The organism is Pseudomonas paraeruginosa PA7 (assembly GCF_000017205.1).
Taxonomy (GTDB): Bacteria; Pseudomonadota; Gammaproteobacteria; order Pseudomonadales; family Pseudomonadaceae; genus Pseudomonas; species Pseudomonas paraeruginosa.
On record NC_009656.1, the window covers coordinates 3,010,676 to 3,037,242 of the forward strand.

24 protein-coding genes and 1 pseudogene are annotated in these 26,567 nt (G+C 68.4%); 12 read left to right on the top strand and 13 right to left on the bottom strand.

Going from position 1 to position 26,567, the window contains the following annotated elements; translation table 11 throughout:
• Positions 1–6 precede the first annotated feature (6 nt).
• From PSPA7_RS13915 to PSPA7_RS13930, 4 genes are all read right to left on the bottom strand, one after another.
• On the bottom strand, positions 7–936 hold the full coding sequence (locus PSPA7_RS13915; protein ID WP_012075710.1) for a carbohydrate ABC transporter permease: 930 nt from the start codon (positions 934–936) through the stop codon (positions 7–9).
• 75 nt (positions 937–1,011) lie between these two features.
• Complete coding sequence (locus tag PSPA7_RS13920; RefSeq protein ID WP_012075711.1) at positions 1,012–2,322, bottom strand: ABC transporter substrate-binding protein; 1,311 nt, start codon at positions 2,320–2,322, stop codon at positions 1,012–1,014.
• A gap of 157 nt (positions 2,323–2,479) precedes the next feature.
• On the bottom strand, positions 2,480–3,385 hold the full coding sequence (locus PSPA7_RS13925; RefSeq protein ID WP_033997601.1) for an AraC family transcriptional regulator: 906 nt from the start codon (positions 3,383–3,385) through the stop codon (positions 2,480–2,482).
• A gap of 118 nt (positions 3,386–3,503) precedes the next feature.
• Complete coding sequence (locus PSPA7_RS13930) at positions 3,504–4,409, bottom strand: AraC family transcriptional regulator (RefSeq protein WP_012075713.1); 906 nt, start codon at positions 4,407–4,409, stop codon at positions 3,504–3,506.
• Positions 4,410–4,513: 104 nt separating this feature from the next.
• Here PSPA7_RS13930 and PSPA7_RS13935 point away from each other — a divergent pair, with 104 nt between their 5' ends.
• The 6 genes from PSPA7_RS13935 (at position 4,514) to PSPA7_RS13960 (ending at position 10,619) form a co-directional block, all read left to right on the top strand.
• Positions 4,514–5,074, top strand: coding sequence for a carboxymuconolactone decarboxylase family protein (locus PSPA7_RS13935; protein ID WP_041025350.1), 561 nt, complete (start codon positions 4,514–4,516; stop codon positions 5,072–5,074).
• Positions 5,075–5,123: 49 nt separating this feature from the next.
• Positions 5,124–6,191: an acyl-CoA dehydrogenase family protein gene (locus PSPA7_RS13940; protein WP_012075715.1), complete on the top strand. Its 1,068-nt coding sequence runs from the start codon at positions 5,124–5,126 to the stop codon at positions 6,189–6,191.
• Positions 6,188–7,024: an ABC transporter ATP-binding protein gene (locus tag PSPA7_RS13945; protein ID WP_003158085.1), complete on the top strand. Its 837-nt coding sequence runs from the start codon at positions 6,188–6,190 to the stop codon at positions 7,022–7,024. The genes PSPA7_RS13940 and PSPA7_RS13945 overlap by 4 nt, the downstream gene beginning before the upstream one ends.
• Positions 6,990–8,189, top strand: coding sequence for an ABC transporter substrate-binding protein (locus tag PSPA7_RS13950; RefSeq protein ID WP_012075716.1), 1,200 nt, complete (start codon positions 6,990–6,992; stop codon positions 8,187–8,189). The genes PSPA7_RS13945 and PSPA7_RS13950 overlap by 35 nt, the downstream gene beginning before the upstream one ends.
• Positions 8,186–8,950 carry an ABC transporter permease gene (locus tag PSPA7_RS13955; RefSeq protein WP_003157783.1) on the top strand — a complete coding sequence of 255 codons (765 nt, stop codon included), beginning with the start codon at positions 8,186–8,188 and terminating at the stop codon, positions 8,948–8,950. Before PSPA7_RS13950 ends, PSPA7_RS13955 begins: the two co-directional genes overlap by 4 nt.
• 259 nt (positions 8,951–9,209) lie before the next feature.
• A complete protein-coding gene (locus tag PSPA7_RS13960; RefSeq protein ID WP_012075717.1) occupies positions 9,210–10,619 on the top strand; it encodes an LLM class flavin-dependent oxidoreductase in 1,410 nt (469 codons plus the stop codon).
• A gap of 59 nt (positions 10,620–10,678) precedes the next feature.
• Here PSPA7_RS13960 and PSPA7_RS13965 read toward each other — a convergent pair whose 3' ends face one another.
• The 6 genes from PSPA7_RS13965 to PSPA7_RS13985 form a co-directional block, all read right to left on the bottom strand.
• Complete coding sequence (locus PSPA7_RS13965) at positions 10,679–11,914, bottom strand: SfnB family sulfur acquisition oxidoreductase (RefSeq protein WP_012075718.1); 1,236 nt, start codon at positions 11,912–11,914, stop codon at positions 10,679–10,681.
• A 30-nt stretch (positions 11,915–11,944) separates the two neighbouring features.
• Complete coding sequence (locus tag PSPA7_RS13970) at positions 11,945–13,204, bottom strand: acyl-CoA dehydrogenase family protein (protein ID WP_012075719.1); 1,260 nt, start codon at positions 13,202–13,204, stop codon at positions 11,945–11,947.
• 215 nt (positions 13,205–13,419) lie between these two features.
• Positions 13,420–15,045: an NADP-dependent glyceraldehyde-3-phosphate dehydrogenase gene (locus tag PSPA7_RS13975; RefSeq protein ID WP_012075720.1), complete on the bottom strand. Its 1,626-nt coding sequence runs from the start codon at positions 15,043–15,045 to the stop codon at positions 13,420–13,422.
• A 164-nt stretch (positions 15,046–15,209) separates the two neighbouring features.
• The gene (locus PSPA7_RS32455; protein ID WP_003156839.1) at positions 15,210–15,353 is read right to left on the bottom strand and encodes a hypothetical protein; all 144 of its coding nucleotides are present in this window, start codon (positions 15,351–15,353) and stop codon (positions 15,210–15,212) included.
• 25 nt (positions 15,354–15,378) lie between these two features.
• Positions 15,379–16,731, bottom strand: coding sequence for a GntP family permease (locus PSPA7_RS13980; RefSeq protein WP_003156838.1), 1,353 nt, complete (start codon positions 16,729–16,731; stop codon positions 15,379–15,381).
• Positions 16,732–16,821: 90 nt separating this feature from the next.
• Positions 16,822–17,343 carry a gluconokinase, GntK/IdnK-type gene (locus tag PSPA7_RS13985; protein WP_012075721.1) on the bottom strand — a complete coding sequence of 174 codons (522 nt, stop codon included), beginning with the start codon at positions 17,341–17,343 and terminating at the stop codon, positions 16,822–16,824.
• 193 nt (positions 17,344–17,536) lie between these two features.
• Here PSPA7_RS13985 and gntR point away from each other — a divergent pair, with 193 nt between their 5' ends.
• The gene (gene gntR / locus PSPA7_RS13990; protein WP_033997594.1) at positions 17,537–18,568 is read left to right on the top strand and encodes an HTH-type transcriptional regulator GntR; all 1,032 of its coding nucleotides are present in this window, start codon (positions 17,537–17,539) and stop codon (positions 18,566–18,568) included.
• Between the two features lie 231 nt (positions 18,569–18,799).
• Here gntR and PSPA7_RS13995 read toward each other — a convergent pair whose 3' ends face one another.
• The 3 genes from PSPA7_RS13995 to PSPA7_RS14005 form a co-directional block, all read right to left on the bottom strand.
• Entirely contained in the window at positions 18,800–19,165 is a 366-nt protein-coding gene (locus tag PSPA7_RS13995) for a cupin domain-containing protein (RefSeq protein WP_003154044.1), read from the bottom strand.
• Between the two features lie 33 nt (positions 19,166–19,198).
• A complete protein-coding gene (locus PSPA7_RS14000; protein WP_012075724.1) occupies positions 19,199–20,497 on the bottom strand; it encodes an NAD(P)/FAD-dependent oxidoreductase in 1,299 nt (432 codons plus the stop codon).
• Positions 20,498–20,600: 103 nt separating this feature from the next.
• Entirely contained in the window at positions 20,601–21,494 is an 894-nt protein-coding gene (locus PSPA7_RS14005) for a LysR family transcriptional regulator (RefSeq protein WP_012075725.1), read from the bottom strand.
• A 114-nt stretch (positions 21,495–21,608) separates the two neighbouring features.
• On the opposite strand from PSPA7_RS14005, the gene PSPA7_RS14010 reads away from it, so the two are divergent.
• The 5 genes and pseudogenes from PSPA7_RS14010 (at position 21,609) to PSPA7_RS14030 (ending at position 26,194) form a co-directional block, all read left to right on the top strand.
• Complete coding sequence (locus tag PSPA7_RS14010) at positions 21,609–22,229, top strand: serine hydrolase domain-containing protein (protein WP_012075726.1); 621 nt, start codon at positions 21,609–21,611, stop codon at positions 22,227–22,229.
• On the top strand, positions 22,229–23,452 hold the full coding sequence (locus tag PSPA7_RS14015; protein ID WP_034000321.1) for an MFS transporter: 1,224 nt from the start codon (positions 22,229–22,231) through the stop codon (positions 23,450–23,452). Before PSPA7_RS14010 ends, PSPA7_RS14015 begins: the two co-directional genes overlap by 1 nt.
• A 95-nt stretch (positions 23,453–23,547) precedes the next feature.
• Positions 23,548–24,165, top strand: coding sequence for a LysE family translocator (locus PSPA7_RS14020; RefSeq protein ID WP_003157563.1), 618 nt, complete (start codon positions 23,548–23,550; stop codon positions 24,163–24,165).
• Between the two features lie 150 nt (positions 24,166–24,315).
• Positions 24,316–24,541: pseudogene (locus PSPA7_RS14025) on the top strand (YbaK/EbsC family protein); the annotation flags it as partial.
• Between the two features lie 201 nt (positions 24,542–24,742).
• Positions 24,743–26,194, top strand: coding sequence for a carbohydrate-binding protein (locus PSPA7_RS14030; protein WP_012075729.1), 1,452 nt, complete (start codon positions 24,743–24,745; stop codon positions 26,192–26,194).
• The last annotated feature ends 373 nt before the right edge of the window (positions 26,195–26,567 follow it).

Here is a 26,567-nt window from a genome sequence, read left to right on the forward strand (position 1 = left end):
GGCTCCTCAGCTGCGCTCGGTAAGGTTCTTGCCGATCATCCGCACCAGCACGATGGCGGCGATGTTGGCGATCAGCACCGCGATCAGGCCCCCGGCCGAGGCCATGCCGACATCGAACTGCAGCAGCGCCTGGTTGTAGATCAGGTAGGCGAGGTTGGTCGATTCGTAGCCGGGGCCGCCGCTGGTGGTGGTGAAGATCTCGGCGAATACCGAGAGCAGGAAGATCGTCTCGATCATCAGCACCACCGCGATGGGCCGCGCCAGGTGCGGCAGGGTCAGGTGCCAGAAGATCGCCAGCGGACCGGCGCCGTCGAGGCGGGCGGCCTCCTTCTGCTCCTGGTCGAGGGACTGCATGGCGGTCATCAGGATCAGGATGGCGAAGGGCAGCCATTGCCAGGAGACGATGAGGATGATCGACAGCAGCGGATAGTGCGCCAGCCAATCCACCGGCTCGGCGCCGAACAGGCGCCAGACGGCGGCGAGGATGCCCGATACCGGGTGGAAGATCAGGTTCTTCCAGAGCAGCGCGCTCACCGTCGGCATGATGAAGAACGGCGAGATCAGCAACACCCGCACCACGCCGCGGCCGAAGAACTCGCCGGCTTCCAGCAGCGCGGCGATGAGCACGCCGAACGCCACGCTGATCGCCAGCACGCTGCCCACCAGCAGCAGGGTGTTCAGCGCGCCGGGCAGGAAGCCGGCGTCGGTGACGAAGAAGGTGAAGTTCTCCAGGCCGACGAAGGCGTTCTCGCCGGGATACAGCAGGTTGTAGCGGATCAGCGAGAAATACAGGGTCATGCCCAGGGGCACGATCATCCACAACAGCAGCAGCGCCACCGAGGGGCTGACCAGGAGCCAGCCGGGTCCGCGCCGGCGGCGCTGGAGGCGGCGGGCGGGACGGGCCGGGAGCGGGGTATCGAGGGCCGAGGTGTTCATGGCGACTCCGTCTGGATCTTCAAGGGCAAGCGCTCGAGCAGGGCCGCGCCGGGCGTGGCCTTGCTCGTCGGCGGGCTACTTCGGATAGCCGGCGCGCTTCATCTCGCGGGCGGTGGTCTGCTGCGCGGCGGCCAGCGCCTGGTCGGTGCTCATCTGCCCGGTGAGGGCGGCGGAGAACAGCTTGCCGACCTGGGTGCCGATGGCCTGGAACTCGGGGATGGTCACCAACTGGATGCCGACGTAGGGCACCGGCTTCAGCGTCGGATGGTTGGGATCGGCGCGCTTCAGCGACTCCAGGGTGACCCGTGCGAACGGCGCGGCGGCCAGGTAGGCCTCGCTGTAGGTCGAGGCGCGGGTGCCGGGCGGCACGTTGGCCACGCCTTCCCGGTCCGCCACCAGCTTGCCGTACGCCTGCGAGGTGGCCCAGGTGGCGAAGGCCTTCGCCGCGTCCTTGGCGCGGGAGCTGGCGGGTATCGCCAGGGCCCAGGAATACAGCCAGGAGGCGCCCTTGTCGGTGACTTCCCGGGGCGCGAAGGCGAAGCCGGTGGCGTCGGCGACCTTGCTCTGGCTCTTGTCGGTGACGAACGAGCCGGCGACGCTGGCGTCCACCCAGATCGCGCACTTGCCGCTGTTGAACAGCGCCAGGTTCTCGTTGAAGCCGTTGCTGGAGGCACCGGGCGGGCCGTAGCGCCTGAGGGTGGAGACATAGAAGTCGAGGGCCTTCTTCCATTCGCCGCCGCTGAATTCGGGCTGCCATCGCTCGTCGAACCAGCGTGCGCCGAAGGCGTTGGCCAGGGTGCCGATCAATGCCATGTTCTCGCCCCAGCCGGCCTTGCCGCGCAGGCAGATGCCGTACTGGCCCTGGTCCGGGCGGTTGAGCCTGGCGGCGAACTCGCCGAGCTGGGTCCAGGTCGGTTGCTCGGGCATCCGCAGCCCGGCCTCCTGGAACAGGTCCTTGCGGTAGTAGGTGATCGAGGCTTCGGCGTAGAACGGCAGGGCGTACAGCGTGCCCTTGGCGGAGAGGCCGTCGCGCACCGAGGGGAACAGGTCGTCCAGGGCGTAGTCGGCGGGCAGCTCGCTCATCGGCTCCAGCCAGCCCTTGGCGCCCCACAGCGCGGCTTCGTACATGCCGATGGTGAGCACGTCGAACTGCCCGCCCTGGGTGGCGATGTCGGTAGTCAGGCGCTGGCGCAGGACGTTCTCTTCGAGCACCACCCATTTCAGCGCGATGTCCGGGTGGCTTTCCTCGAACACCTTGGACAGACGCTGCATGCGGATCATGTCGTTGTTGTTGACCGTGGCGATGGTCAGGGTCTCGGCGCCCTGGGCCAGCAGCGGCAGGACGAGGCAGGCGGCGGCCAGGCAGGTCTTGATCGAGTCGTTCATCGGTGAACTCCTCTTCCGGGCCGGCGGGCGGCGCGGAAGACATTATTGTTTTTGTGTCGCTCGCTGCCGATTACACAGGCGCGTCAGGCAACCGACAAAGCCTCGACTGCACTTCGACCGATACTTTTTTGCACTCCGGGGCTGGAGCGCTGGACGCTCAGAGCAGGTTCTGCTCGGTCAGCCGCTGGGTCACCAGGCGCCGGTAGCCGGTGGGCGTCATGCCCTTGAGCTGCTGGAAGCGCCGGTTGAAATTGGACAGGTTGCTGAAGCCCGACTCGAAGCACACCTCGGTCACCGGCAGTTCGCTGCGGGCCAGCAGCTCGCAGGACTTGCTGATGCGCAGGCGATTGACGAACTCGACGAAGCCGCGCCCGGCGGCCTGCTTGAAGAAGCGCGAGAAGTAGGTGGGCGTCATGCCCAGGTGGGCGGCGACCTGTTCCTGGGTGAGGTCCTGGGCGTAGTGCTGGAAGATGTAGTCCACCGCCCGGTTGATTCGTTCGACGTTGTGCTCGTCGGCCAGCTGCGAGGAGGTGACGGTGGAGAGCAACTGGTAGTCCTCGCATTCGGCGAGCTGTTCCAGGAGGATAAAAAAGTATCCCAGGCGGGTCATGCCGCCGCTGTCGGCGATGCGTTGCAACAGTCGCCGGCTTTCGCCGATCAGCGCCGGGTCGCGGAACTCGATGCCGTAGCGCGCCCGCGCCAGCAGCGGGGCCAGGCGGTTCAGCTCGGAGAACACGCCGCTGCCGTCCTCCAGCACCTCGTCGGTGAAGTTCACCAGCATGTCGCGCCGGGCCACCACCTCGCCGGGCTCGACCTGGCTGATCCAGTTGTGCGGCAGGTTGGGCCCGGTGAGGAACAGGGTGTCGGGGGCGAAGTTGCCGATGTAGTCGCCGATGAATACCTTGCCGGAGCTGGCGACGATCAGGTGCAGCTCGTATTCCTTGTGGAAGTGCCAGCGCACCAGCGGGCTGGGGAAGCCGTGCTGGCGATAGATCAGCGAATGGCCTTCGTGGTCGTCCATCAACTCGTAGGACGGATCGGTGACTTTGCTGGCTCTGGGCATGGGCGCGGGCCGATCGGGGGAACGAAGGCACATCCTAGCCCGAAGCGACGGGGCTGGGCAGGAGACCTGGCGGTATCGGCGCAGGACCGCGGGCGCCGATCCCCTGCCTGGCCTGTGCTCAGCGACTGGCCTTGCGGTAGGCCCCCGGTTGCTGCCCGGTGGCCTTGTGGAAGGCGCGGGTGAAGGCGGCGGTGGACTGGTAGCCGACCGCCGCCGCGACCTCGGCGACACTGGCGTCGGCGCGCAGCAGGGCGCAGGCGCGGTGCATGCGCAGGACCAGCAGGACCTGGCCCGGCGACTGACCGCTGAGTTCGTTGAAGCGCTTGAAGAAGGCCGAGCGCGACAGCCCGGTGCGCTCGGCCATCTGTTCCAGGCTCCAGGGCTGCTCGGGTGCCTCGATCAGCGCTTCCAGCAGGCCGGCGAACTGCGGCTGGCGCGCCAGTGCCACCAGGCCGCCGAGGGTCGGATCGTCGAGCACCTGCTGGCGTAGCACGTAGAGGAACAGCAGGTGGCTGAGGCGTTCCAGCAGCACTGGCGACGGCGCCGGCTGGCGGCGGCATTCGTCGACGATCAGGGCGAACAGGCGCCGCGCCGCGTCCAGCGCCGGATCGCCGGCACGCAGGATCAGCCAGTCGGGCAGGGCGTCGACGATCAGCCCGGAAAGACCCGAGTGGAAATGAAAGAAACCGCAGACCAGCCCGGCCCCGTCGGCGGCATTCCATTCCAGCGCCTGCATTTCGCCGCGCGGCTGGCAGCGCGCGGCATCGGCATCGGCCTCGCTGGACAGGCGGAATTCCACGTCGCGCAGGAAGAACAGCGCGTCGCCGCTGTCCAGCCGCCAGCCCCGCGCGCTGCCGGCGACGTGCGCCCAGCAGTGTCCCTGCACCACCAGATGGAAGCTGGCGCGCGCCAGTCCGTGGGTGGAAGCGTGCCAGCCGCCGCAATAGCGGCCGACGTGGAACAGGCTGGTGTCGATTTCGAGGCTGTCTAATAACCAATCGACGAGGGGGTTGGACGGATTCATCTAAGGGAAAGACTCAAGAGCAAGTGATAGCGACTTTAGAATATTGAATGGATTTCTTATTACCAAGAGACTTCCTCGACACCTCAACCATCGGAGTCGAAAGCATGTCACGCGTTCCCGTGCTCACCCTGGAAAACGCCCCCGAGGCGGCGCGTCCGTTCCTGCAGACCGCGTTGAACAACTCGGGTTATATCCCGAATCTGCTCGGTGTGCTGGCCAACGCGCCGGCCGCCCTGGAAACCTACCTCAGCGTTTCCGGGCTGAATGCCAAGGCCAGCCTCGGCCTGCCCGAGCGCGAAGTGGTGCAGCTGGTGGCGGCCACCACCCATGGCTGCGACTTCTGCGTCGCCGGGCATACCGCGGTGGCGCGCAACAAGGCGCGCCTGCCGGAGCCGGTGATCGAGGCCCTGCGCGCTCGCGGCGAGCTGCCCGACGCGCGCTACGAGGCGCTGGCCGACTTCACCCGCGCGGTGATCGCCAGCCGTGGCGCGGTCACCGATGCGCAGTTCGAAGCCTTCCGCGCCGCCGGTTTCGACCAGGCACAGGCCCTGGAAGTGATCCTCGGGGTGAGCCTGGCGACGCTCTGCAACTTCGCCAATGTGTTCGCCCGCACGCCGCTCAATCCCGAGCTGCAGCAATATCGCTGGACCAACCCGCAGGCCTGAGCCTGCGCTTGCCGGGCGGTGCGCCGCGCCGGCGCAAGGAGTGACGACCATGCTTGACCCGACCCTGAGCGACTGGCTCGACCAACACGCCGAGGCCCTCGACCGCGGCGACGCCGATCCTGCCGCGCTGCTGCCTCGCCTGGCCGCCGCCGGCGTGCTCGGCGTGGCGGTGGAGGAGCGCCTCGGCGGCAGCGGCGGCGCGCTCGCCGACGCGGTGGAGCGGGTCGCTGCGCTGGCGGCGCGTTCGCTGACCGCGGCGTTCGTCTTCTGGGGCCAGCGCGCCTTCATCGAGTATCTGTTGCAGAGTCCCAACCAGGTCCTGCGCGAACGCCTGCTCGGCGACCTGCTGGCCGGCCGCCTGGCCGGCGCCACCGGATTGTCCAACGCGATGAAGTTCCTCTCCGGGATCGAGGCGCTGCAGGTGGTCGCGCAGCCGGAGGAAGCCGGCTGGCGCCTGGATGGCCGCCTGCCTTGGGTGACCAACCTGCGCCGCGGCGACTTCGTGGTGGCGGCGGCGATCGAGCACGGCGCCGGCGGCTTGCCCTTCGTCCTGGCGATTCCCGAGGGCCTGGCCGGCCTGCGGCGCTCCGACGACCTGCGCCTGCTCGGCCTGCAATGCAGCAACACCGCCGCCCTCGACCTGCGCGCGGTGGTGGTCGGCCGCGACTGGCTGCTGCACGACGACGCCCGCCAGTTCCTGCCACGGGTGCGCCCGGCCTTCCTCGGCCTGCAATGCGGCATGGCCATCGGCCTGGCGCGCCGCGCGCTGGACGAAGTGCGGCGGCACCTGGGCGGCAGCCGTTCGCTGTTGGATGGCGAGCTGGTGGCACAGCGCGAAACCCTCGACGGGCACGTGGCGGCGCTGCACGCCGGACTGGCCAGCGGCGAGTTCGCCAACCAGCCGGCACGCCTGTTCCGCATCCGCATCGGGCTCGCCGAAGCCGCCGCCAATGCCGTGCAACTGGAGCTGCAGGCCAGCGGCGGCAAGGCCTACCTGAGCGAGCACGGCGCCGGCTTCGCCCGCCGCTGGCGCGAGTCGGCGTTCGTCCCGATCGTCACCCCGAGCCTGGTGCAGCTGCGCGCCGAACTGCAACGCCAGGCCGAGGCCAAGGCATGAGCGAGGCGCTCCTCGATGCTCGCGGGATCGCCCTCGGCTATCCGCGCGGTGCCGGCTGGCAGGCGGTGCTCGGCGATTTCGAATTGCGCCTGGGCGCCGGCGAGGTAGTCTCGATCCTCGGTCCCAGCGGCGTCGGCAAGTCCAGCCTGCTGCGCGTGCTGGCCGGCCTGCAGGAGCCGGCCGCCGGCAGCGTGCGGGTACTCGGCGAGCCCCTGCGCGGACCGCATCCGGGCGTCGCGGTGGCGTTCCAGGACCCCAGCCTGCTGCCCTGGCTGAACCTGGAGAAGAACGTCGCCTTCGGCCTCGATTTCGCCCGCCAGCCACACCTCGACGCGGCCACTCGCCAGGCCCGCGTCGACCAGGCGATCGCCGCGGTCGGCCTGGAGCACGCCCGTGCCCGCTACCCGGCGCAACTCTCCGGCGGCATGGCCCAGCGCACCGCGCTGGCCCGCTGCCTGGCGCGGCAGCCGAAAGTGCTGCTGCTCGACGAACCTTTCGGCGCGCTGGACGAAGTGACCCGCGCCGACATGCAGCAGCTGCTGCTGCGGGCGATCCACGAGCGCGGCACCGCCGTGGTCCTGATCACCCACGATATCGACGAGGCCCTGCTGCTCTCCGAACGCATCCTGCTACTGGGTGACAGCCCGGCGCGGAGCCTCGGCGAGTGGCGCATCGACCTGCCGCAGCCACGCGCGGAGCTGGTCGAGGAACTGGGCGCGTTGCGCATCGAGATCCTGAAAACCCTACGGCGGGCGAGCCGCACCCATGCCCATCCCATCGCTCAGCCGGAGGCCTCCCATGTGCCTGGACGACCCGACCCATTCCCGACGTGACATCCTCAAGCTCGCCGCGCTGCTCAGCGCTGCCGGCGCGTTGCCGCTGCTGAGCAGCCTGCAGGCGCGTGCCGCCGCCGAACCCGACGCGCCGGTGCGCATCGGCTACCTGCCGATCACCGACGCCACGCCCTTGCTGGTGGCCCATGCCAACGGCCTGTTCGAGGCCGAGGGGATCCAGGCCGAACGGCCGGTGCTGTTGCGCAGCTGGGCGCAGGTGATCGAGGCGTTCATCTCCGGCCAGGTCAACGTCATCCACCTGCTGTCGCCGATGACCGTCTGGGCCCGCTACGGCAGCAAGGTGCCGGCCAGGGTGGTGGCCTGGAACCACGTCGGCGGCTCGGGGCTCACGGTGGCTCCGGAGATCGCCGAGGTGCGCCAGCTCGGCGGCAGGAGCGTGGCGATCCCGTTCTGGTACTCGATCCACAACGTGGTGCTGCAGCAACTGCTGCGCGACAACGGCTTGCGCGCGGTGAGCCGCGCGGTGGGCGCGGCGCTGGCCGCCGACGAGGTCAACCTGGTGGTGCTGCCGCCTTCGGACATGCCACCGGCGCTGGCCAGCAAGCGCATCCACGGCTACATCGTCGCCGAGCCGTTCAACGCCCTGGCGGAGAACCTCAAGGTCGGTCGGGTACAGCGCTTCACCGGCGATGTCTGGCGCAACCACGCCTGCTGCGTGGTGTTCATGCACGAACACGACCTGGAGCGGCGGCCGCAGTGGTCGCAAAAGGTGGTCAACGCCATCGTCAAGGCCCAGTTATGGACTCGCGGGCACCGCGCCGAGGCCGCACAGTTGCTGTCCAGGGCTGGAGCCAACCGCTACACGCCGCACGCGCCGGAGGTCCTCGGCCGGGTGCTGGCGCCGGGCGCCGAGGAGCAGCAGGCCTATCTCGCCAGCGGCGCGATCCGTCACGCCGACTGGCAGGAGCGGCGCATCGACTTCCAGCCCTATCCGTATCCGAGCTATACCGAGGAACTGGTGCGGCGGCTGAAGGACACCCTGATCGAAGGCAATAATGCCTTCCTCGCCAGCCTCGATCCGCGCCAGGTGGCCAGTGACCTGGTGGACGACCGCTTCGTCCGCCAGGCCCTGGTAGAGGTCGGCGGGTTGCAGGCGTTCGGCCTCGCCGAGGGCTTCCAGCGCAGTGAGGAGATCAGCCCGTGAGGCAGGCCCTGCGCCAGGGCGCGCTAGGCGTCGCCGGGCTGCTGGCGCTGTTCGCCCTGTGGTGGCTCGGCGTGGCCCTGTTCGGCGCCGCCGACGGCCTTTCGGCACGCTTCTCGCCGCAGGCGACGTTGCTCAGCCTGGGTGAACTGCTGGAACGCCGCGAACTCTACGAGCACGTGCTGGTGAGCCTGAAACGGGTCCTGCTGGGCTTGTTCCTGGCGCTGCTGGTGGGAGTGCCGCTGGGGTTGCTGGTGGGCGCCTCGCGCAACCTGGAAGCGGCGACCACTCCGGCGTTCCAGTTCCTGCGGATGATCTCGCCGCTGTCGTGGATGCCCATCGCGGTGATGCTGATGGGCGTGGGCGACCAGCCGATCTATTTCCTGCTGGCCTTCGCCGCGCTCTGGCCGATCCTGCTCAATACCGCCGCCGGCGTGCGCCAGCTCGACCCGCGCTGGCTGCAACTGAGCCGCAGCCTCGCCGCCACGCCCTGGGAAACCCTGCGCCGGGTGATCCTGCCGGGCATCCTCGGCCATGTGCTGACCGGCGTGCGCCTGGCCATCGGCATCCTCTGGATCGTTCTGGTGCCCTGCGAGATGCTCGGCGTCAGCGCCGGGCTCGGCTACTACATCCTCGATACCCGCGACCGGCTGGCGTACTCCGAGCTGATGGCGATGGTGCTGCTGATCGGCCTGCTCGGCTACCTGCTCGATGCGGCGGCGCGCGGACTCTACCGGCGCTGGGCGCACGGAGCGTTCGGGTAGGGCGAATAGCCGCTCGCGGCTATCCGCCGGACGGGGTACCGGTGCGCTGGCGGATAGCGCCGGGGCGCTATTCGCCCTACGGGTCGATGGGGATGCTCGGGTGGGGCGGGCGAATGTGTTGATCCACCAACACTTGCCCAGCAGTTGCGCCCGCCCAGCGACAGGGGGGGCTGTCGCCCAGACCTGCGCGGCGCGGCCTCGCGGCCCGGCACGGGCTGTGCACGGGGTGCCGGATGCACAGGCAAGCCAAGGAGTCCCCATGCCGCGTGAAATCCGTCTCAATGCCTTCGAAATGAACTGTGTCGGCCACCAGTCGCCCGGCCTCTGGGCGCATCCGCGCGACCGCTCCTCGCAGTACAAGGACCTGGAGTACTGGACCGACCTGGCGCGGTTGCTCGAACGCGGCCGTTTCGACGGTCTGTTCATCGCCGACGTGCTGGGCATCTACGATGTGCTCGACGGCAATGGCGACGCGGCGATCCGCCAGGCCGCCCAGGTACCGGTGAACGACCCGCTGGCGCTGATCACGCCGATGGCCGCGGTGACTCGCCACCTGGGCTTCGGCCTGACCGCCTCGCTGTCCTTCGAGCATCCCTATCCCTTCGCCCGCCGACTCTCGACCCTGGACCACCTGACCAAGGGCCGGATCGGCTGGAACGTAGTGACCTCCTACCTGGAAAGCGGCGCGCGCAACCTCGGCCAGCAGGCCCAGCTCGACCACGACCGCCGCTACGACTATGCCGACGAATACCTACAGGTGCTCTACAAGCTCTTCGAAGGCAGTTGGGAGGACGGCGCGGTGCTCCGCGACCGTCGCCGAAGGATCTTCAGCGACCCGGGCAAGATTCACGAGATCCGTCATGTCGGCGAGCACTTCCAGGTACCCGGCATCCATCTCTGCGAACCGTCGCCGCAGCGCACGCCGGTGCTCTACCAGGCCGGCGCGTCGAGTCGTGGCAAGCGCTTCGCCGCCGAGCACGCCGAGTGCGTGTTCGTCGCCGCGCCATCGAAGACCGTGCTCAAGCAGGCGGTCGCCGACATCCGCCAGCGCGTCGCCGAGGCCGGCCGCGATCCGCGCAAGGTACTGGTGTTCAACCTGCAGACGGTGGTACTGGGCGAGACCGACGCCAAGGCCAGGGCCAAGTTCGACGAATACCGCGCCTTCGTCAGCTACGAAGGGGCCCTGGCGCTGATCTCCGGCTGGACCGGGATCGACTTCGGCCAGTATCGGCCGGACCAGGTGCTGCGGCATATCCATACCAATGCGATCCAATCGGCGGTGGAAGCGTTTTCCAGCGCCGATCCGACGCGCACCTGGACGGTCCGCGAGCTGGCCGACTGGGTCGGTATCGGCGGCTTCGGCCCGCTGTTCGTCGGCAGCCCGGCGACCGTCGCCGACCTGTTGCAGGAGTGGGTGGAGGACACCGACGTGGATGGCTTCAACCTGGCCTATGCGCTGGCTCACGAAACCTTCAGCGACGTGGTCGAATTGCTGGTGCCGGAGTTGCAGAAGCGCGGGGTGTACAAGACCGAATACGCGCCGGGAACCCTGCGCGAGAAGTTGTTCGGCGACGGCCCGCGTCTGCCGGACTCCCATCCGGCGGCCGGCTATCGCGACCTGCGGGCGCTCTGGGGAAAGGAGGCCGGGCGCAACGCGCTGCCGGCCTGACCTGGACGGACGGCGGATGACGCCGGTGGCGATATCCGCCCCAGGGCCCGGGACGGCTCCTAGAGCCAGGCGTGCCGCGGGGGCTTCACCCCATTCAACTGGTAGTTGCCGATGGCATGGTATTTCCAGCGCACCGGGTCATGCAGGGTGTGGGTGCGGGCGTTGCGCCAGTGGCGGTCAAGATTGAGTTCCTCCAGGGTCGAGCGCGTGCCGGCCAGTTCGAACAGCCGGTTGGCGGCGAGCAGGGCGGCTTCGGTGGTGAGCACCTTGGCCTCGGCCACCGCGATCGAGGCGGCGGCCACGCTCTCCTCGTCGGGGGCGGCGAGCGCCGCTTCGATGGCGTCGGCCGCCAGGTCGAGCACGGCTTCCGCGGCGCGCACGCGGATGCGCAGGTCGCCGACCTGCTGGATGGTGTAGGGGTCTTCCCAGGCATGCTGCTGGTTGGCGTCTATCCATGGCCGCGCGTGGCGGCGCACCTGCTGCACGGTCTCGGCGAGGATGCCACGGGCGATGCCGGCGTCGATGGCGGCCTGGATGAACTGCGATACGGCGCCGGCGGCGGTGGGGCGGTCGAAGGCGCGGTGCACCGGGATGACGTGCTCGGCCGGCACCCGCACGTTGTCCAGGATGACGGTGCCGCTGGCGGTGGTGCGCTGGCCGAAGCCGGACCAGTCGTCGATCACCGTCAGCCCCGGCGCGTCGCGCGGGATGAACGCCAGGTGCGCGCGCTGCTCGGCGTCGAGGCCGACGGCCGGTACCCAGTGGGCGAGCAGGGCGCCGCTCGAATAGAACTTGCGGCCGTCGATGCGGAACCCGTCGCCATCCGCCAGCACTCGTGTCTGGAATTCGGCGACGGTACGGCTGTGGCGTTCGGAGAAGGCGTTGCCGAAGCGCACGCCGTCTAGCACCAGGCCGTAGAAGAAGCGTTTCTGCTCCTCGCTGCCGTCCAGGCGCAAATGGTCGAGCACCGCCAGGTGGTTCTGCGGCAACTGCGCCAGGGACGGGTCTACCGCGGCGATGGTCTTCAGTACTTCGGCCAGGGTCCGGTAGTCGACCTCGGCGCCGCCGTAGGCGCGCGGTACGCTGATGCCCCATAGGCCGCTCTGCGAGAAGGCTTCCAGTTCGGCCACCGGCAGCCGGCGCTGGCGGTCGCGCAGCGAGGCTTCCTCGGCGAACAGCCCGGCCAGTTCGCGGGCGACGCGGATCGCCTCGGCGTCGTCGGCGATGCGCCGGGCCGGGGTCCGTGGCAGCGGTTGCCGATAGGGATCGGCGGCGTTCTTTTCCAGTGCGCTCATGGCAACTCCTTGCGATGGGATGGGCGAGGTTCAGCGGGACGCCGTGGCCGGACCGCTGCCGATCTGCCAGACGTAGGGCGGCTCGCTGCCGTTGATCTCCCAGTCGCCGACGATCCGTTGCTTGTAGATCAGGGGATTGTGCGAGGCGGCGGTGCGCGCATTGCGCCAGTGGCGGTCGAGCTGCTTGCCGCGGCCGACGGCGGAAGCGCCGCTGGCGTCGAACAGCTCGCTGGTGGCCTGCAACACCAGTTCGGCGACGATCGCCTGGGCCTTGGCCGATTCGATCTCGGCGGCGATATTGGCCTCCTTCTCCGCCTGCGGGTCGCCTACGAAGCGCGCCAGGTAGGCGCGCTGGGCCGCTTCGGCGGCGCGCAGGGTGGCCGCCTCGGCGGCGTAGACGCGCGCGGCGATGCGCCCGACCACCTGCTGCACCTGCGGATCCCGGCTGGCTCGCGGGGCATTGCCGTGGCTGTAGATGCGGGTTCGCCCGCGCACCTCGGCGGCGACGTCGCGTAAGGCGGCGCGGCCGGTACCGGCCAGTACCGCGAGCAGGACCAACTGGTAGAACGCAGTCTGGTACTTGAAGCGGCTGGCGAAGTCGATGAGGTTCTCTTCCTCCACCTCGGCGTCCTCGAACAGCGACGTACCGCTGCCGGTGGTGCGCTGGCCGAAGCCGTCCCAGTCGTCGCTCTGGCGCACGCCGGGCTGGTCGGTGCGGATCGCCGCGATCACGTCGGCGCCGGTGTCGTCGCGCTGGGCATACAGATCGATCCAGTCGGAGAAGAGGCTGCCGGTGCTGTAGTACTTGCTGCCGTTCACCACCCAGCGACCGTCGTCCTTGCGCGAGACGCGGGTGAGCACTTCGCCCAGCCGTACCGAACCGACCTCGGTCCAGGCGCAGCCGACCAGGTCGCCCTCGACGAAGCGCCGCAGCCAACGGTCGCGGCCAGGGCCGGGCTCGGCATTGAGACGGTCCTCGACGAAGGCGAAGTGGCCGCGCAGGGCCTGGGTGATGTTGGAGTCGGCCTCGGCCAGTTCGATCAGCAACCGAACCAACTGCGGCAGCGAGGCGCCGGCGCCGCCGTGCTCGCGCGGCACGCGCACGGCGCCGAAGCCGGCCTGCTTGAGCCAGGCGATCGCCTCGTGGGGCAGTTCGCGTTGCCGTTCGCGCTCGACGGCGTCTTCGGCGATGCGCGCGAAGATCGGTCGGAAACGCTGGACGAGCAGTTCGTAGTCGGCGCCTTCGGAGAGACTGGCGGCGGTGGCTTCGGGATGGACGCGGGCGTTCATGCGGACTCCTGGTAGGCAGCGGGGCCGTCCGGTCGACGGCTACCCTGGAGTCCGGGCCGTTGCACAGCCTGTGCCGACCCGTGCAGGCCACTGGTTGCGCGGGTTCGCGCGAGCAGGAGGTGTTGCCGGGGCGGCAGCCTGTTGCGCGGCTGCTGCCTGGCGGACAGTAGCGGGCGGCGGCCTGTCCCCCTCCCGGTGGGAGAGGGACAGGCGCCTCAGAAGATGTAGTCGGTGGTGAGGAAGTTCGACGCGCGGTTGCGGATGATTTCGCTGACCAGGGTCTTGTTCGCCTCGGTGTCGCGGGTCGCCACCAGGGTGCGGATGGAGAACACCCGCAGCGCGTCATGGACCGACAGGGTGCCTTCCGCCGAATTCTTCCGGCCGTTGAACGGGTAGCTGTCCGGGCCGCGCTGGCACTGGGCGTTGAGGTTGATCCTGCCGACCTGGTTGGCGAAGGCGTCGACCAGCCGGCCGATCTGCGCCGGGTCGTTGCCGAACAGGCTCAACTGCTGACCGTAGTCGGAGCGCAGGACGTAGTCGATCACCTCGTCCAGCTCGCGATAGGGCACCACCGGCACCAGCGGACCGAACTGCTCCTCGTGGTAGAGGCGCATGTCCGGGTTCACCGGACTCAGCAGGGCGGGGTAGAAGAAACTCTGCCGATGCTCGCCGCCGCCCGCGTTGACCACCCGCGCGCCCTTGGCCAGGGCGTCGTTCAGCAGGCCCTGGAGGTAATCGACCTTGCCCGGCTCCGGCAGCGGCGTCAGCGCCACTCCGGGTTCCCAGGGCATGCCCGGCTTGAGGCTGGCCAGGCGCGCGCTGAACTTGTCGAGGAACGGTTGCAGCACGCTTTCGTGGACGAACAGGATCTTCAGCGCGGTGCAGCGCTGGCCGTTGAAGGACAGCGCGCCGGTGACCGCCTCGTTCACCGCGTTGTCCAGGTCGACCTGCGGCAGGACGATACCCGGGTTCTTCGCGTCCAGGCCGAGGGCGGCGCGCAGGCGGTGCGGGCGGGGGTGCAGCTTCTTCAGGTCGCTGGCGCCGGAATGGGTGCCGATGAAGGCGAACACGTCGACCTTGCCGCTGGCCATCAGCGCCGACACGGTTTCCCTGCCGCGCCCGTAGATGACGTTGATCACTCCTGGCGGGAAGCTGTCACGGAAGGCTTCCAGCAACGGGCGGATCAGCAGCACGCCGAACTTGGCCGGCTTGAACACCACGGTATTGCCCATGATCAGCGCCGGGATCAGGGTGGTGAAGGTTTCGTTCAGCGGGTAGTTGTACGGCCCCATGCACAGCGCCACGCCCAGCGGCACCCGGCGGATCTGGCCGAGGGTGCCCTGTTCCAGTTCGAAACGGCTGGAGCGGCGGTCGAGTTCCTTCAGCGCCTCGATGGTGTCGACGATGTAGTCGCAGGTGCGGTCGAACTCCTTCTCGGAGTCCTTGAGGTTCTTGCCGATTTCCCACATCAGCAGCTTGACCACCGCCTCGCGCTGCTCGCGCATCCGCACCAGGAAGCGTTCGACGTGCTGGATGCGTTCGGCCACCCGCAGGTTCGGCCACAGGCCCTGGCCGTGGTCGTAGGCCCGCACCGCGGCGTCGAGGGCGGCGAGCGCGGCGTCGGCGTCGAGCAGCGGGGTGCTGCCGAGGATCACCTGGCGCTCGCCGTCGGCCTCGGCGAGGAATACCGGGCTGCGTACCGGCGCCAGCGGGCCGTCCCAATGTCGCAGTTGGCCGTCGACCAGGTAGTCGCGCTGCTCGATGGGGGCGTCGGGGCGGTACTGTTCGGGAATGGCGTCGAGGCTGGGAAACAGCGAATCGAGGTGGAGCGGGGCGGTCATGGCGGGTCCTCGAATGATGTGGATGAAAGGCGTGGGACTGTTGTAGCGCGGTCCGGGGCGAAGGTAAATCGTTTCAGCAGGAAAACCGTCGCGCCCTTGCCGGAAGTCAGCCTTTGCTCCCGCTTCGTGGGGAGGCGGGAGCAAAGGCATGGCGCCGGCTGGCTTCAGGCGTCGGCGGTAGGCTCTTCGCGGGGCTGCGCCGGCGGTGGCTCAAGCAGTTCCTGCTGCTCGGCATAGCGCTGGCGGATATCGAAGTCGCGCGGCCAGCGCGAGGTTTCGTGGTCGGGGCGTTGCATTGGTTCGGTCATGGCTGGACTCCGGTCGGGCTGGTGCTCAGAGCACCAGCGACAGCAACAGGATGAAGACCAGGCCGACCACCGAGAGGATGGTTTCCATCGCGGTCCAGGTCTTGAAGGTCTCGCTGACGCTCATGTTGAAGTACTGCTTGACCAGCCAGAATCCGGCGTCGTTGACATGGGAAAGGATCAGCGAGCCGGCGCCGGTGGCGAGCACCAGCAACTCGCGGTTGACCCCGGGGATCAGGTCGATCACCGGCACCACGATGCCGGCCCCGGTGATGGTGGCGACGGTGGCCGAGCCGGTGGCGATGCGGATCACCGCGGCCACCAGCCAGGCCAGCAGGATCGGCGAGATCTGCGCGTTCACCGCGAGATGGCCGATGACATCGCCGACCCCGCTGGCCACCAGCATCTGCTTGAAGCCGCCGCCGGCGCCGATGATCATCACGATGGCGGCGGTCGGTGCCAGGCTCTGGTCGAGCAGCCTGAGGATCTTCTTCGAGTCGAAGCCGCGGGCGTAGCCGAAGGTATAGAGCGCCACCAGCAGGGCCAGGAGGAGGGCGCTGATCGGGTGGCCGATCATATCCATCCAGGCGCGGAACGCGTGGCCGTCGGCGAAGGCGACGTCGGCGAAGGTCTTCAGCAGCATCAGGAACACCGGCAGCAGCACGGTCGCCAGGGTCACGCCGAAGCTGGGCAGGTCCTGGGTCTCCGGCTCGTGGGCGATCTGCTCGACCAGTTCCGCCGATGGCGTGCCGGGGATATAGCGCGAGACCAGCGAACCGAACAGCGGGCCGGCGATGGCGGCGGTGGGCAGGGCGACGATCAGACCGTAGAGGATGGTCTTGCCGATGTCGGCGCCGAACACGCCGATCGCCAGCAGCGGGCCGGGGTGTGGCGGCACCAGACCGTGCACCGCGGAGAGGCCGGCGAGCAACGGGATGCCGATCTTGATCAGGGACACGCCGCTGCGCCGGGCGACGATGAACACCAGCGGGATCAGCAGGATGAAGCCGATCTCGAAGAACAGCGGGATGCCCACCAGGAACGCGGCGAGCATCATCGACCAGTGCACCCGCTCCTTGCCGAAGGCGCGGATCAGGGTGCGGGCGATCTGGTCGGCGCCGCCGGAATCGGCCATCAGCTTGCCGAGCATGGTGCCCAGGGCGAGGATCACGCCGACGAAGCCGAGCACGCCGCCGAAGCCGTCCTGGAAGGATTTGACGATCTTCTCCACCGGCATCCCCGAGGTCAGGCCGAGGAAGCCGGCGGCGATGATCAGGGCGATGAAGGGATGCACCTTGAAGCGGGTGATCAGCACGATCAGGCCGATGATGGTCACCAGGGCGTCGAGGAGCAGGTAGGCATCGTGTGACATGCCGAACATGGAGGGCTCTCCTTTTGTCGTTGTTCTACCGGAGTTGCTGTTTTGAAGCGCTTTGGGATAGCGCTATCTTTGTCGGACAAGCGAAAGACTTCAGGCGGCGGCGTGCTCCAGCCACCAGGCATGGGCGGCCTGCGCCAGGCGTTCCACCGGCAGGGTGGCGTCCAGGCGCAGGGTCAGGGGTTCGTCGAGCGGTGGCTCGAGGGCGGCGAACTGGCTGTCGATCAGGGTCGCCGGCATGAAGTGGCCGGGGCGCTGGGCGACGCGCTCGGCGGCGACTTCCGGGGTCAGTTCCAGGTAGACGATGCCCAGTCCGGGCACCGCGCGGCGCAACCGGTCGCGGTAGGCGCGCTTGAGGGCGGAGCAAGTCAGTACCGGCAGCTTGCCGGCGGCCACCGCCTGGCGCAGCTGCTCGGCGAGGGTGTCCAACCAGCCGGCGCGGTCGTCGTCGGTCAGGGGAATGCCGGCGCTCATCTTGCGGATGTTGGCGGCGGGATGGAAGCTGTCGCCTTCGATGCCGTGGGCGCCGCTGCGCTGGCAGAGGGCCTGGCTGACGCTGGACTTGCCGCAACCGGCGACACCCATGATGACCAGGGCTTGGAGGGGTGGATGCATGGAACACCTCAAGCGTGAGACAGCGCTGTCTTTGCGACCTGGAAAAAATCGCGCGAGCCTGGCTCCGCCTTCTTGTCGTTGTGGTCTGTCGAATCCCGCGCGGGCTGTGGCGGAAGACCGCCTCAGGCGATTGCCCAGGTCGCGAGACAGCGCTACCTTAGTGCCTGGAATTTTGTTTGGCAAGCAGGCCACGATGAGCATCACCAAGAACGACAAGAACACGCGAACCACCGGACGTCCCACCCTCAACGAAGTCGCGCGTCGCGCCGGGGTCAGCCCGATCACCGCGTCGCGCGCGCTGCGCGGCGTCGCCAGCGTCGCCGAGGAACTGGCGCAGAAGGTCCGCGACGCCGCCCGCGAACTCGGCTACGTGGCCAACCCCGCGGCGCGCGCGCTGGCCTCGGCGCAAAGCCACAGCGTGGCGGTGCTGGTGCCGTCGCTGGCCAACCTGCTGTTCATCGAGACCCTCGAGGCGATCCACGCGGTACTGCGGCCGCAGGGCCTGGAGGTGCTGATCGGCAACTTCCACTACTCGCGCAACGAGGAAGAGGACCTGATCCGCAACTACCTGGCCTACCAGCCGCGCGGCCTGCTGCTGACCGGCTTCGAGCGCACCGAGAGCGCCCGGCGGATGATCGAAGCCAGCGGCATTCCCTGCGTGTACATGATGGATCTGGACTCCGGCGCCGGGCTCAATTGCGTCGGCTTCTCACAGTTGCGCGCCGGCGAGGCCGCTGCCGAGCACCTGCTGGCACGCGGCCGCAGGCGCCTGGCCTACATCGGCGCCCAGCTCGACCAGCGCACCCTGCTGCGCGGCGAGGGTTTCCGCCGCGCCCTGCAAAAGGCCGGCTGCTACGACCCAGGGCTGGAAATCCTTACGCCGCGGCCGTCCTCGGTGGCCCTCGGCGGCGAGCTCTTCGTGCAGTTGCTGGCCAGCCAGCCGCAGGTCGACGGGGTGTTCTTCTGCAACGACGACCTGGCCCAGGGTGCGCTGCTGGAGGCCCTGCGCCGTGGGGTGAAGGTGCCGGAGCAGATCGCCGTGCTCGGTTTCAACGACCTGCCCGGTTCGGACTGCATGGTCCCGCGCCTGAGCAGCATCCGCACCCCGCGCGAAGCCATCGGCCGGCGCGCGGCGGAGCAGTTGCTGGCGCTGATCGCCGGCAAGGAGGTGCGCGATAGCGCGCTGGACATGGGGTTCGAGCTGATGGCGCGGGAGAGCACCTGAACCCGCGGCCCGACGGTGCGGCCGTTCAGGGGCGTGTCGAGGGCTGGGTAGCGTCTCCGGCCGGAACGGCTCGCCGGGTAGGGCGAATAGCGCCGCAGGCGCTATCCGCCGTTACGCCGGATTTCACGGCGGATAACCGCGAGCGGTTATTAGCCCTACGGAGACATATCGAGGGTTGGGCCGCGCCGCAGGCGCACGCCTTGCGTAACGGCTCGCCGTCTCTTCGGTGTCTCAAGCCACCGCGTAGTAGTGCTTGACGAAGCCGCCGTCGGCAACCTCCCAGAGCACCGTGGTGCCTTTGCTGACGAACCAGCTGTCGCCGGCCTTGTAGAGCGTGCTCTGGCCGGTGGACTCGTCGGTGAGGCGGACCTCGCCACTGACCACCGTGGCCTGTTCGCTGAACGGGTAGGTCATGCGGAACCTGCCGGCGGTGGTGCCGAAGTAGGCGGCGCTGACCGGGTCGGTGGGGGCTCCGGCGGTCATCTTGCCGAAGGCTTTCACCTCGCCTTCGAGGATCTCCGAACCGAGGTCGGCGACGCTGCCCCAGGCATCCAGTTCGTCGAGGGTGATGCCGTGGCGGATGGCGATAATGGCCATGGGAATGCTCCTTGTAGAAGTGATAGGTAGGTTTCAGCGCCGGCCGTTCCAGTAGCCGGAGAGCTGGTGCCAGGTCTTGCCCGCGCTGAGCAGCAGCGGGCGGAAGTGGTCCTTGCCGCGGATCGGGATGCGCCGCACCGAGCTGAGCAGGTCGTAGCGCGCCGAGCCTTCGCTCATGCCTTCGGCAAGTACCTTGCAGACGATGTGGCTGGGGGTGACGCCGAACCCGGAGTAGCCCTGGACGAAGAACGCGTTGGGCCGCCCCGAGAGGCTGCCGATCTGCGGGAACAGGTTGGCGCTGCAGGCCATCGGTCCGCCCCAGGCGAGGTCGATGCGGACGTTCTCCAGGTAGGGGAAGATCTTCAGCATCAGCTTGCGATTCCAGGCCTTGAGGTCGCCGGGAATGCGTTCGACGAAGGGCGTGGCGGCGCCGAACAGCAGGCGGTTCTCGTTGGTCACCCGGTAATAGTCGATGACCGGGCGGATGTCGCTGTAGGCGCCGCGGATCGGGCTGATCCGCTGGATCAGTTCGTCCGGCAGCGGCTCGGTCATCATCTGGAACGCGTAGGTATTGATGGTGGTGCGGTGCAGCTCGGGTTCGAGCCGGTTGAGGAAGCTGTCGCAGGCCCAGAGCAGCTTGTTCGCGCTGACCGAGCCCTTGCCCGTGCGCACGCGGATGCGCTCGCCGTATCGCACCTCCAGCGCCGGGCTGTATTCGAAGATCCGCGCGCCGAGGCCGGCCAGCGCCTTGGCTTCGCCGAGCAGCAGGTTGAGCGAGTGCACGTGGCCGCCGCCCATGTGCAGCAGGGCGCTGCCATAGGCGTCCGAGCCGATGATCTGGCGCACCTCGGCCCCGTGCAGGTAACGGATCTCATGGGCCGAGCCGAGCGACCGGAATTCCTTTTCCCAGGCCTGCAGGGTCTTCGCCTGGCGCGCGTTGAAGCCCATGTAGCCGTAGCCGTGCTGGAAGTCGGCGTCGATGGCGTATTTCTCGATGCGGTTCTTGATGATGTCGGCGCCGAGGTCGCTGATCTCGAAGATCGCCCGCAGGCCGTCCTCGCCGACGTCCTTGCGGATCTTCTCCAGGTCGTGGCCGATGCCGGCCATGATCTGCCCGCCGTTGCGCCCGGTGCCGCCGAAGCCGAGGTGGCGGGCCTCCAGCACGACGATGTCGGTGATGCCGTGCTCGGCCAGTTCCAGCGCGGTGTTGATGCCGGAGAAGCCACCGCCTATGACGACCACGTCGGCGTCCAGATCGGTTTCCAGGGAAGGGAAGGACAGCTCGTATTTCTTGGTCGCGGTGTAGTAGGTCGGCGTCTCGATGTTGATCATGGATGCGGCCCGGCAAGGTATGGATGATCTTATTAGACGATCGGCCGCCGCCGCGGTCTTGATCCTGTCTGCCGCCGGCTTGACCGGCCCTGCCAGGCGCGCCTCAGCCCAGTGTGGCGATCATCCGTGGCGCGACGAAGTCGATGAAGGCGCGCAGCTTGGGCGAGACCTGGCGGCCGGACGGCCAGAGCAGGAAGAACCGCGCACGGCGTTCGCAGAAAGCGTCGAGGACGCTGACCAGGCGTCCTTCGCGCAGCGCCTCGCGGATCGAGAAGTCCGGCAGGCAGGCGATGCCCTGGTCGCGCAGGGCGAAGCAGACGCGGGTCTCGATGTTGTTGCAGACCATCGACACCGGGATCTGCGGCGGGGCTTCGCCGTCCGCGCGGCGCAGCGGCCATTCCTCGAGCCGGCCGGTACTGGAGAAACGGTAGTGCAGGCAGGTGTGCCGCAGCAGGTCTTCCGGGCATCGCGGCGTACCGTGGCGGGCGAAGTAGCCCGGCGAGCCGACCAGCTTCAGCTGGAACTCGCCCAGTTCGCGCATGGACAGCCGCGAATCCACCGGCTGGCCGGTGCGCAGTACCACGTCGAAGCCTTCATCGACGACATCCACCACGCGATCGCTGAAGTCGAGGTCGAGCTCGATGTCCGGATAGGTCTGCATGAAGTCGGCGAGCGCCGGCAGGACCAGCCCGCTGACCAGCGGCAGGCTGACCCGCAGGCGCCCGCGCGGGGTCTCGCGGCTTTGCGACAGCTCCAGCTCGGTGGCTTCGATCTCGGCCAGGATGCGCCGGCTGCGCTCGAGGAACAGGCTGCCTTCGGCGGTCAGGGTGATGCTGCGGGTGCTGCGGTGGAACAGGCGCACGCCGAGTTTCTCTTCCAGGCGGGCGACCCGCTTGCCTACCGCCGAGGCGCTGACCCCAAGGGTCCGGGCGGCGCCTACGATGCTGCGGGTCTCGGCGACGCGGACGAAGACGGTGAAACCGCTGAGGCTGTCCATGCAAGACTCCGATTACGGACATCAAAGTCCGGATAGAGCGGAACTCTATCCGTCTTTTTCCGCTTTTGCAGCGCTTTTAGCCTGTCCGCATCTTTCATCCGCGGAGAGTCCCGCATGTGCGGTTTCGAACAAGGGCCAGGCCGCAGCCTGGCGGAAAATGTCGATCAGGCGATCGAGGCGGCAGTCGCCGACCAGCGCCTGGTGGGGGCGGTGGTGCTGGTGGCGCACCGGGGGCAGTGGCTCTATCGGCGGGCCGCCGGCCTGGCCGACCGCGAGGCCGGCCGGATGATGGGCGAGGACAGCGTCGGCATCCGCTGCGAGCCGCGTCGGACCTTCGAACCGTCTGCCTATGCGTCCGGCGGAGCGGGGATGATCGACAGCGCCGGCGACGTGCTGCGCCTTCTGGAAATCCTCCGCCAGGGCGGCGCGCCGTTGCTGACGCCTGGCCTGGTGGAGAAGATGGGACGCGACCAGGTGCCCGGCATGGAACTGCCGGCCAATCCCGGTTTCGGCTTCGGCCTGGGCTTCTCCGTGCTGCGCGACCCGGCCATCGCGCAATCGCCGGAGTCTCCCGGCACCTGGTGCTGGGGCGGCGCCTATGGGCATTCCTGGTTCGTCGACCGGACCCGCGAACTGTCGGTGGTGGCGCTCACCAACACCCTGTTCGAGGGCATGTCGGGTCGCTTCGTCAACGACCTGCGCGACACCGTCTACCGTTTCGCGGAGGTGCGCTGATGGGATGTCGCGAAGCATTTCCGGAGAACACCGGGGCCGCTGCGTCGGCCGTGACGCCGCGGCTGCCGCTGAGCGCGCTGCTGGCGATGGCGATGTCCGGCTTCGTCGCCATTCTCAGCGAAACCCTGCCGGCCGGCCTGCTGCCGCAAATAGGCGCGGGGCTGGCGGTCAGCGAGGCGCTGGCCGGGCAACTGGTCAGTGTCTACGCCCTGGGTTCGCTACTGGCCGCGCTGCCGGCAGCGAGCCTGACCCAGGGCTGGCGGCGGCGCCGGGTGCTGCTGCTGGCGCTGCTGATCTTCTTCGTCTGCAACAGCTTCACCGCCGTCTCCACGGATTATCGCCTGACCCTGCTGGCGCGCTTCGGCAGCGGCGTCGCCGCCGGCCTCGCCTGGGGCCTGCTGGCTGGCTACGCGCGGCGCCTGGTGCCGCCGGAACAGCAGGGGCGGGCGCTGGCGGTGGCCATGCTCGGTGCGCCGCTGGCGCTGTCGCTCGGTGTTCCGCTGGGCACCTGGCTGGGCGGCCTGCTCGGCTGGCGCTGGGCCTTCGGCCTGTTGTCGCTGACCGCGCTGCTGCTGGTCGGCTGGGTGCTGCGCAGCGTGCCGGACTTCCCTGGCCAACCGGCCGGGCGGCGCCTGCGCCTGCTCGGGGTGCTGCGCACGCCGGGCGTGCGCCCGGTACTGCTGGTGATCGTCGCCTGGGTGCTGGCCCACAACATCCTCTACACCTATATCGCGCCGTTCCTCGCCAAGGTCGGCCTGGGCGCCTCGGTGGACCTGGCGCTGCTGGTATTCGGCAGCGCCGCGGTGGCGGGAATCTGGCTGGTCGGCGCACTGGTCGACCGGCATTTGCGGCGGATGGTCCTGGCCAGCCTGGCGCTGTTCGCCGTGGCGGCGCTGGCGCTGTGCCTGGGCGCTCGCTGGAGCTGGCTGGCGTTCGCCGGCCTAGCCCTCTGGGGGCTGACGTTCGGTGGCGCGGCGACGCTGCTGCAGACCGCCTCGGCGGACGCCGCCGGGGAGGGCGCCGACCTGGCCCAGTCGATGATCGTGGTGGCCTGGAACCTGGCCATCGCCGGTGGCGGAGCGTTGGGCGGCATGCTGCTGCAGCGCTGGGGCAGCGAGATCCTGCCCTGGACCCTGCTACCGCTGATCGGCCTGGCCGCCGCGCTGGCCTGGAGCAATGCCGAGCACGCTTTCCGCGTTGGCCCGCGCAGAGGTGACGAGTAGGGAGTGTTACGGCAACTTTCTCGGCAACTGTTGCGCTGGCGCGGCGGCGAAGCGGAGTAACGTCTTGCCCGCACCCACTTCAAAGGATGGAACGAATGTCGCTCTCCGTGGATCTGCTGCTGGCGTTCTCCCTGTTCGCCTTCGTCACCTCCGTCACGCCCGGTCCGAACAACACCATGCTGCTGGCCTCGGGGGTCAACTTCGGTTTCGTCCGTTCCATCCCGCATATCCTCGGGATCAGCTGCGGCTTCTTCATCATGGTGATGGCGGTGGGCTTCGGCCTGGGCACGGTGTTCGAGGCCTACCCGGTGCTGTACACCATCCTGCGCTACGTCGGCGCGGCCTACCTGCTGTACCTGGCCTGGAAGATCGCCACTTCCGGCCCGGCCGGCAACGACCCGGAGGGGCGCGGCAAGCCGCTGAGCTACTGGGGCGCGGCAGCGTTCCAGTGGGTCAACCCGAAGGCCTGGGTGATGGCGGTCGGCGCCATCAGCACCTACACCCCTCTGCAGGGCTATTTCACCAACGTGGTGGTGATCTCGACGATCTTCGCCGTGATCAACGCGCCGACCATCGGTATCTGGGCCGGTTTCGGCAGCATGCTGCGCAACGTGTTGCGCGACCCGCGCTGGCTGCGGCTGTTCAACATAGCGATGGCGCTGCTGCTGGTGGCCTCGTTGTATCCGATCCTGGCCGAGCATCATTCGACCTGACCTGGCACCACCCTATCACGCGTATTAGCTCGCCACCGCCGCCACTGCGTGAAGGGTTCTTCGCTCGCTTCCCAGCCTCGGAAGAGACGTGCGATGCATGAGCGGCATGGCTTACCGTTACGCAGCCGGCCGTCCGTCGAACTGCGGGTGTTCGCCGCCCGCGAGGTCGCCGCCGAGCTGACCGGCATGCAGTTCGGCGGCATCACCGCGTTCGGCTTGTCCGAAGGCATGCCGCTGCTGGTCGATGCGGCGGCCCTCGAACGACCGCTGGCCGGAGATGGGCGCCGGGATCCGCGGGACCAAGCTGCTGCTGTCCCCGGAACTGCTGAAAGGCCCTCCCGGAGTCGTGGTCGCCGAGCTCAGCGAAGCCGGTTGAGCCCGGCGCGGCTCTGCCAATTGTGGTAGGTGAAGCCTTGCGTCGTCTCTGCAACCATGCCCCCGCCCTGATCGCGACAAACGCCGAATGCCCCGTGGTAGACGCTCGTGCCTGTTTTCCCAGGCGCTCGCGGCGGCCACGGGGCGCTTCGTCGAGCAGCCCCTCCGGATGCGTTTCCTACCTTCATCCGAGGAGCGTTACATGACCAGGATCGACTTTTCCCAGCTGGACCAGGCCCGCGAAGACGCCGCGGCGGCTATGCCGAGCATCGCCGGCAAGAAGATACTCATGGGCTTCTGGCACAACTGGCCGGCGGGCGCCGCCGACGGCTACCAGCAGGGCTCGTTCGCCAACATCGCGCTGGAAGACGTGCCGAGCGAGTACAACGTGGTCGCCGTAGCCTTCATGAAAGGGCGCGGCATCCCCACCTTCCAACCGTACAACCTGTCCGACGCGGAGTTCCGCCGCCAGGTCGGCGTGCTCAACGCCCAGGGCCGCGCGGTGCTGATCTCGCTGGGTGGCGCCGACGCGCACATCGAGTTGCATGCCGGCCAGGAGCAGGCGCTGGCCGCCGAGATCGTCCGCCTGGTGGAAACCTACGGCTTCGACGGCCTGGACATCGACCTCGAGCAGAGCGCCATCGACCTGGCCGACAACCAGCGGGTGCTGCCGGCGGCCCTCAAACTGGTGCGCGAGCACTATGCGGGGCAGGGCAAGCACTTCATCGTCAGCATGGCGCCGGAGTTCCCCTATCTGCACACGAACGGCAAGTACGTGCCCTACCTGCAGGCCCTGGAAGGCGTCTACGACTTCATCGCGCCGCAGTACTACAACCAGGGCGGCGACGGCCTGTGGGTCCAGGAAGCGAACGGTGGCAAGGGCGCCTGGATCGCGCAGAACAACGACGCGCTGAAGGAGGATTTCCTCTATTACCTCACCGAGAGCCTGGCCACCGGCAGCCGCGACTTCGTGCGGATCCCGGCGCAGCGCCTGGCCATCGGCCTGCCGAGCAACGTCGACGCGGCGGCCACCGGCTACGTGATCGACCCCGTTGCGGTGAGCAACGCGTTTCGCCGTCTGGAGGCCGCCGGTCACGCGATCAAGGGCCTGATGACCTGGTCGGTGAACTGGGACGACGGCCTGAACAAGCGCGGCCAGCGCTATAATTGGGAGTTCCGCAATCGCTATGCCGGCCTGATCCACGGCGAGCAGGGCGGCGATGAACGCCCTCGTGCGCCACAGGGCCTGCGCCTGCTGGAGCGCGGCGAGACCAGCCTGGTACTGGCCTGGAACGCCTCCAGCGGGCAGCGCCCGATCGATTACTACAGCCTCTATCGCGATGGCGCCATGGTCGGCCAGAGCGCCGCGCTGGGTTCCACCGACAGTGGCCTGACGGCGGACACCCGCTACAGCTATTTCGTCACCGCCACCGACACCCAGGGCAACCAGTCGCTGCCCAGCGAAGGCCTGGAGGCCAGCACCAGCGGCGGCGAGGTCGACCCGCAGTTCCCGCAATGGCAACTGAACCACGCCTACCGGGTGGACGACGGAGTGACCTACGAAGGGCTGCGCTATGTCTGCCTGCAGGCGCACACCTCGAATGCCGGCTGGACCCCACCGGCGGCCTTCACCCTCTGGCGGCCGCTGCGCTGAGCCGGCGGGCCGGTCCATTCGCCGGAAGCCGAGTCTGATACCGGCAGGGCTGGCTCGTCCCGGGCCTTCCTTCAAGGGAGGCCTGGCTCTTTGGGGGCGTTCCGAGAGGAGCGCGGTGGCAGGGGAGGATCATTCCTTTCTGGATACAACGTGAACCATGCTCATGGATTTCCGTTTGTTTCCGGCTTCGCGTGCTTTCACGGCATTTCTCCGTGCGTCCGGCTTCCAGGGTGGGAATGCCGAGGCTGGGCTTCGTTATCGTTTTCGTAACACTGTTTTCCAACCTGAAACGTTTCAGCTTTGCCTGCAAAGTCCTTATCATTCGCAAATCAACCATTGTTCTGCTTGGCTCAGCTCATGAGCCCTCTTCATG

Bases quoted from the DNA above. Each gene is read 5' to 3' on its own strand.
- PSPA7_RS13915 (WP_012075710.1), bottom strand. From the start codon at position 936: ATGAACACCTCGGCCCTCGATACCCCGCTCCCGGCCCGTCCCGCCCGC.
- PSPA7_RS13920 (WP_012075711.1), bottom strand. From the start codon at position 2,322: ATGAACGACTCGATCAAGACCTGCCTGGCCGCCGCCTGCCTCGTCCTG.
- PSPA7_RS13925 (WP_033997601.1), bottom strand. From the start codon at position 3,385: ATGCCCAGAGCCAGCAAAGTCACCGATCCGTCCTACGAGTTGATGGAC.
- PSPA7_RS13930 (WP_012075713.1), bottom strand. From the start codon at position 4,409: ATGAATCCGTCCAACCCCCTCGTCGATTGGTTATTAGACAGCCTCGAA.
- PSPA7_RS13935 (WP_041025350.1), top strand. From the start codon at position 4,514: ATGTCACGCGTTCCCGTGCTCACCCTGGAAAACGCCCCCGAGGCGGCG.
- PSPA7_RS13940 (WP_012075715.1), top strand. From the start codon at position 5,124: ATGCTTGACCCGACCCTGAGCGACTGGCTCGACCAACACGCCGAGGCC.
- PSPA7_RS13945 (WP_003158085.1), top strand. From the start codon at position 6,188: ATGAGCGAGGCGCTCCTCGATGCTCGCGGGATCGCCCTCGGCTATCCG.
- PSPA7_RS13950 (WP_012075716.1), top strand. From the start codon at position 6,990: ATGTGCCTGGACGACCCGACCCATTCCCGACGTGACATCCTCAAGCTC.
- PSPA7_RS13960 (WP_012075717.1), top strand. From the start codon at position 9,210: ATGCCGCGTGAAATCCGTCTCAATGCCTTCGAAATGAACTGTGTCGGC.
- PSPA7_RS13965 (WP_012075718.1), bottom strand. From the start codon at position 11,914: ATGAGCGCACTGGAAAAGAACGCCGCCGATCCCTATCGGCAACCGCTG.
- PSPA7_RS13970 (WP_012075719.1), bottom strand. From the start codon at position 13,204: ATGAACGCCCGCGTCCATCCCGAAGCCACCGCCGCCAGTCTCTCCGAA.
- PSPA7_RS13975 (WP_012075720.1), bottom strand. From the start codon at position 15,045: ATGACCGCCCCGCTCCACCTCGATTCGCTGTTTCCCAGCCTCGACGCC.
- PSPA7_RS32455 (WP_003156839.1), bottom strand. From the start codon at position 15,353: ATGACCGAACCAATGCAACGCCCCGACCACGAAACCTCGCGCTGGCCG.
- PSPA7_RS13980 (WP_003156838.1), bottom strand. From the start codon at position 16,731: ATGTTCGGCATGTCACACGATGCCTACCTGCTCCTCGACGCCCTGGTG.
- PSPA7_RS13985 (WP_012075721.1), bottom strand. From the start codon at position 17,343: ATGCATCCACCCCTCCAAGCCCTGGTCATCATGGGTGTCGCCGGTTGC.
- gntR (WP_033997594.1), top strand. From the start codon at position 17,537: ATGAGCATCACCAAGAACGACAAGAACACGCGAACCACCGGACGTCCC.
- PSPA7_RS13995 (WP_003154044.1), bottom strand. From the start codon at position 19,165: ATGGCCATTATCGCCATCCGCCACGGCATCACCCTCGACGAACTGGAT.
- PSPA7_RS14000 (WP_012075724.1), bottom strand. From the start codon at position 20,497: ATGATCAACATCGAGACGCCGACCTACTACACCGCGACCAAGAAATAC.
- PSPA7_RS14005 (WP_012075725.1), bottom strand. From the start codon at position 21,494: ATGGACAGCCTCAGCGGTTTCACCGTCTTCGTCCGCGTCGCCGAGACC.
- PSPA7_RS14010 (WP_012075726.1), top strand. From the start codon at position 21,609: ATGTGCGGTTTCGAACAAGGGCCAGGCCGCAGCCTGGCGGAAAATGTC.
- PSPA7_RS14015 (WP_034000321.1), top strand. From the start codon at position 22,229: ATGGGATGTCGCGAAGCATTTCCGGAGAACACCGGGGCCGCTGCGTCG.
- PSPA7_RS14020 (WP_003157563.1), top strand. From the start codon at position 23,548: ATGTCGCTCTCCGTGGATCTGCTGCTGGCGTTCTCCCTGTTCGCCTTC.
- PSPA7_RS14030 (WP_012075729.1), top strand. From the start codon at position 24,743: ATGACCAGGATCGACTTTTCCCAGCTGGACCAGGCCCGCGAAGACGCC.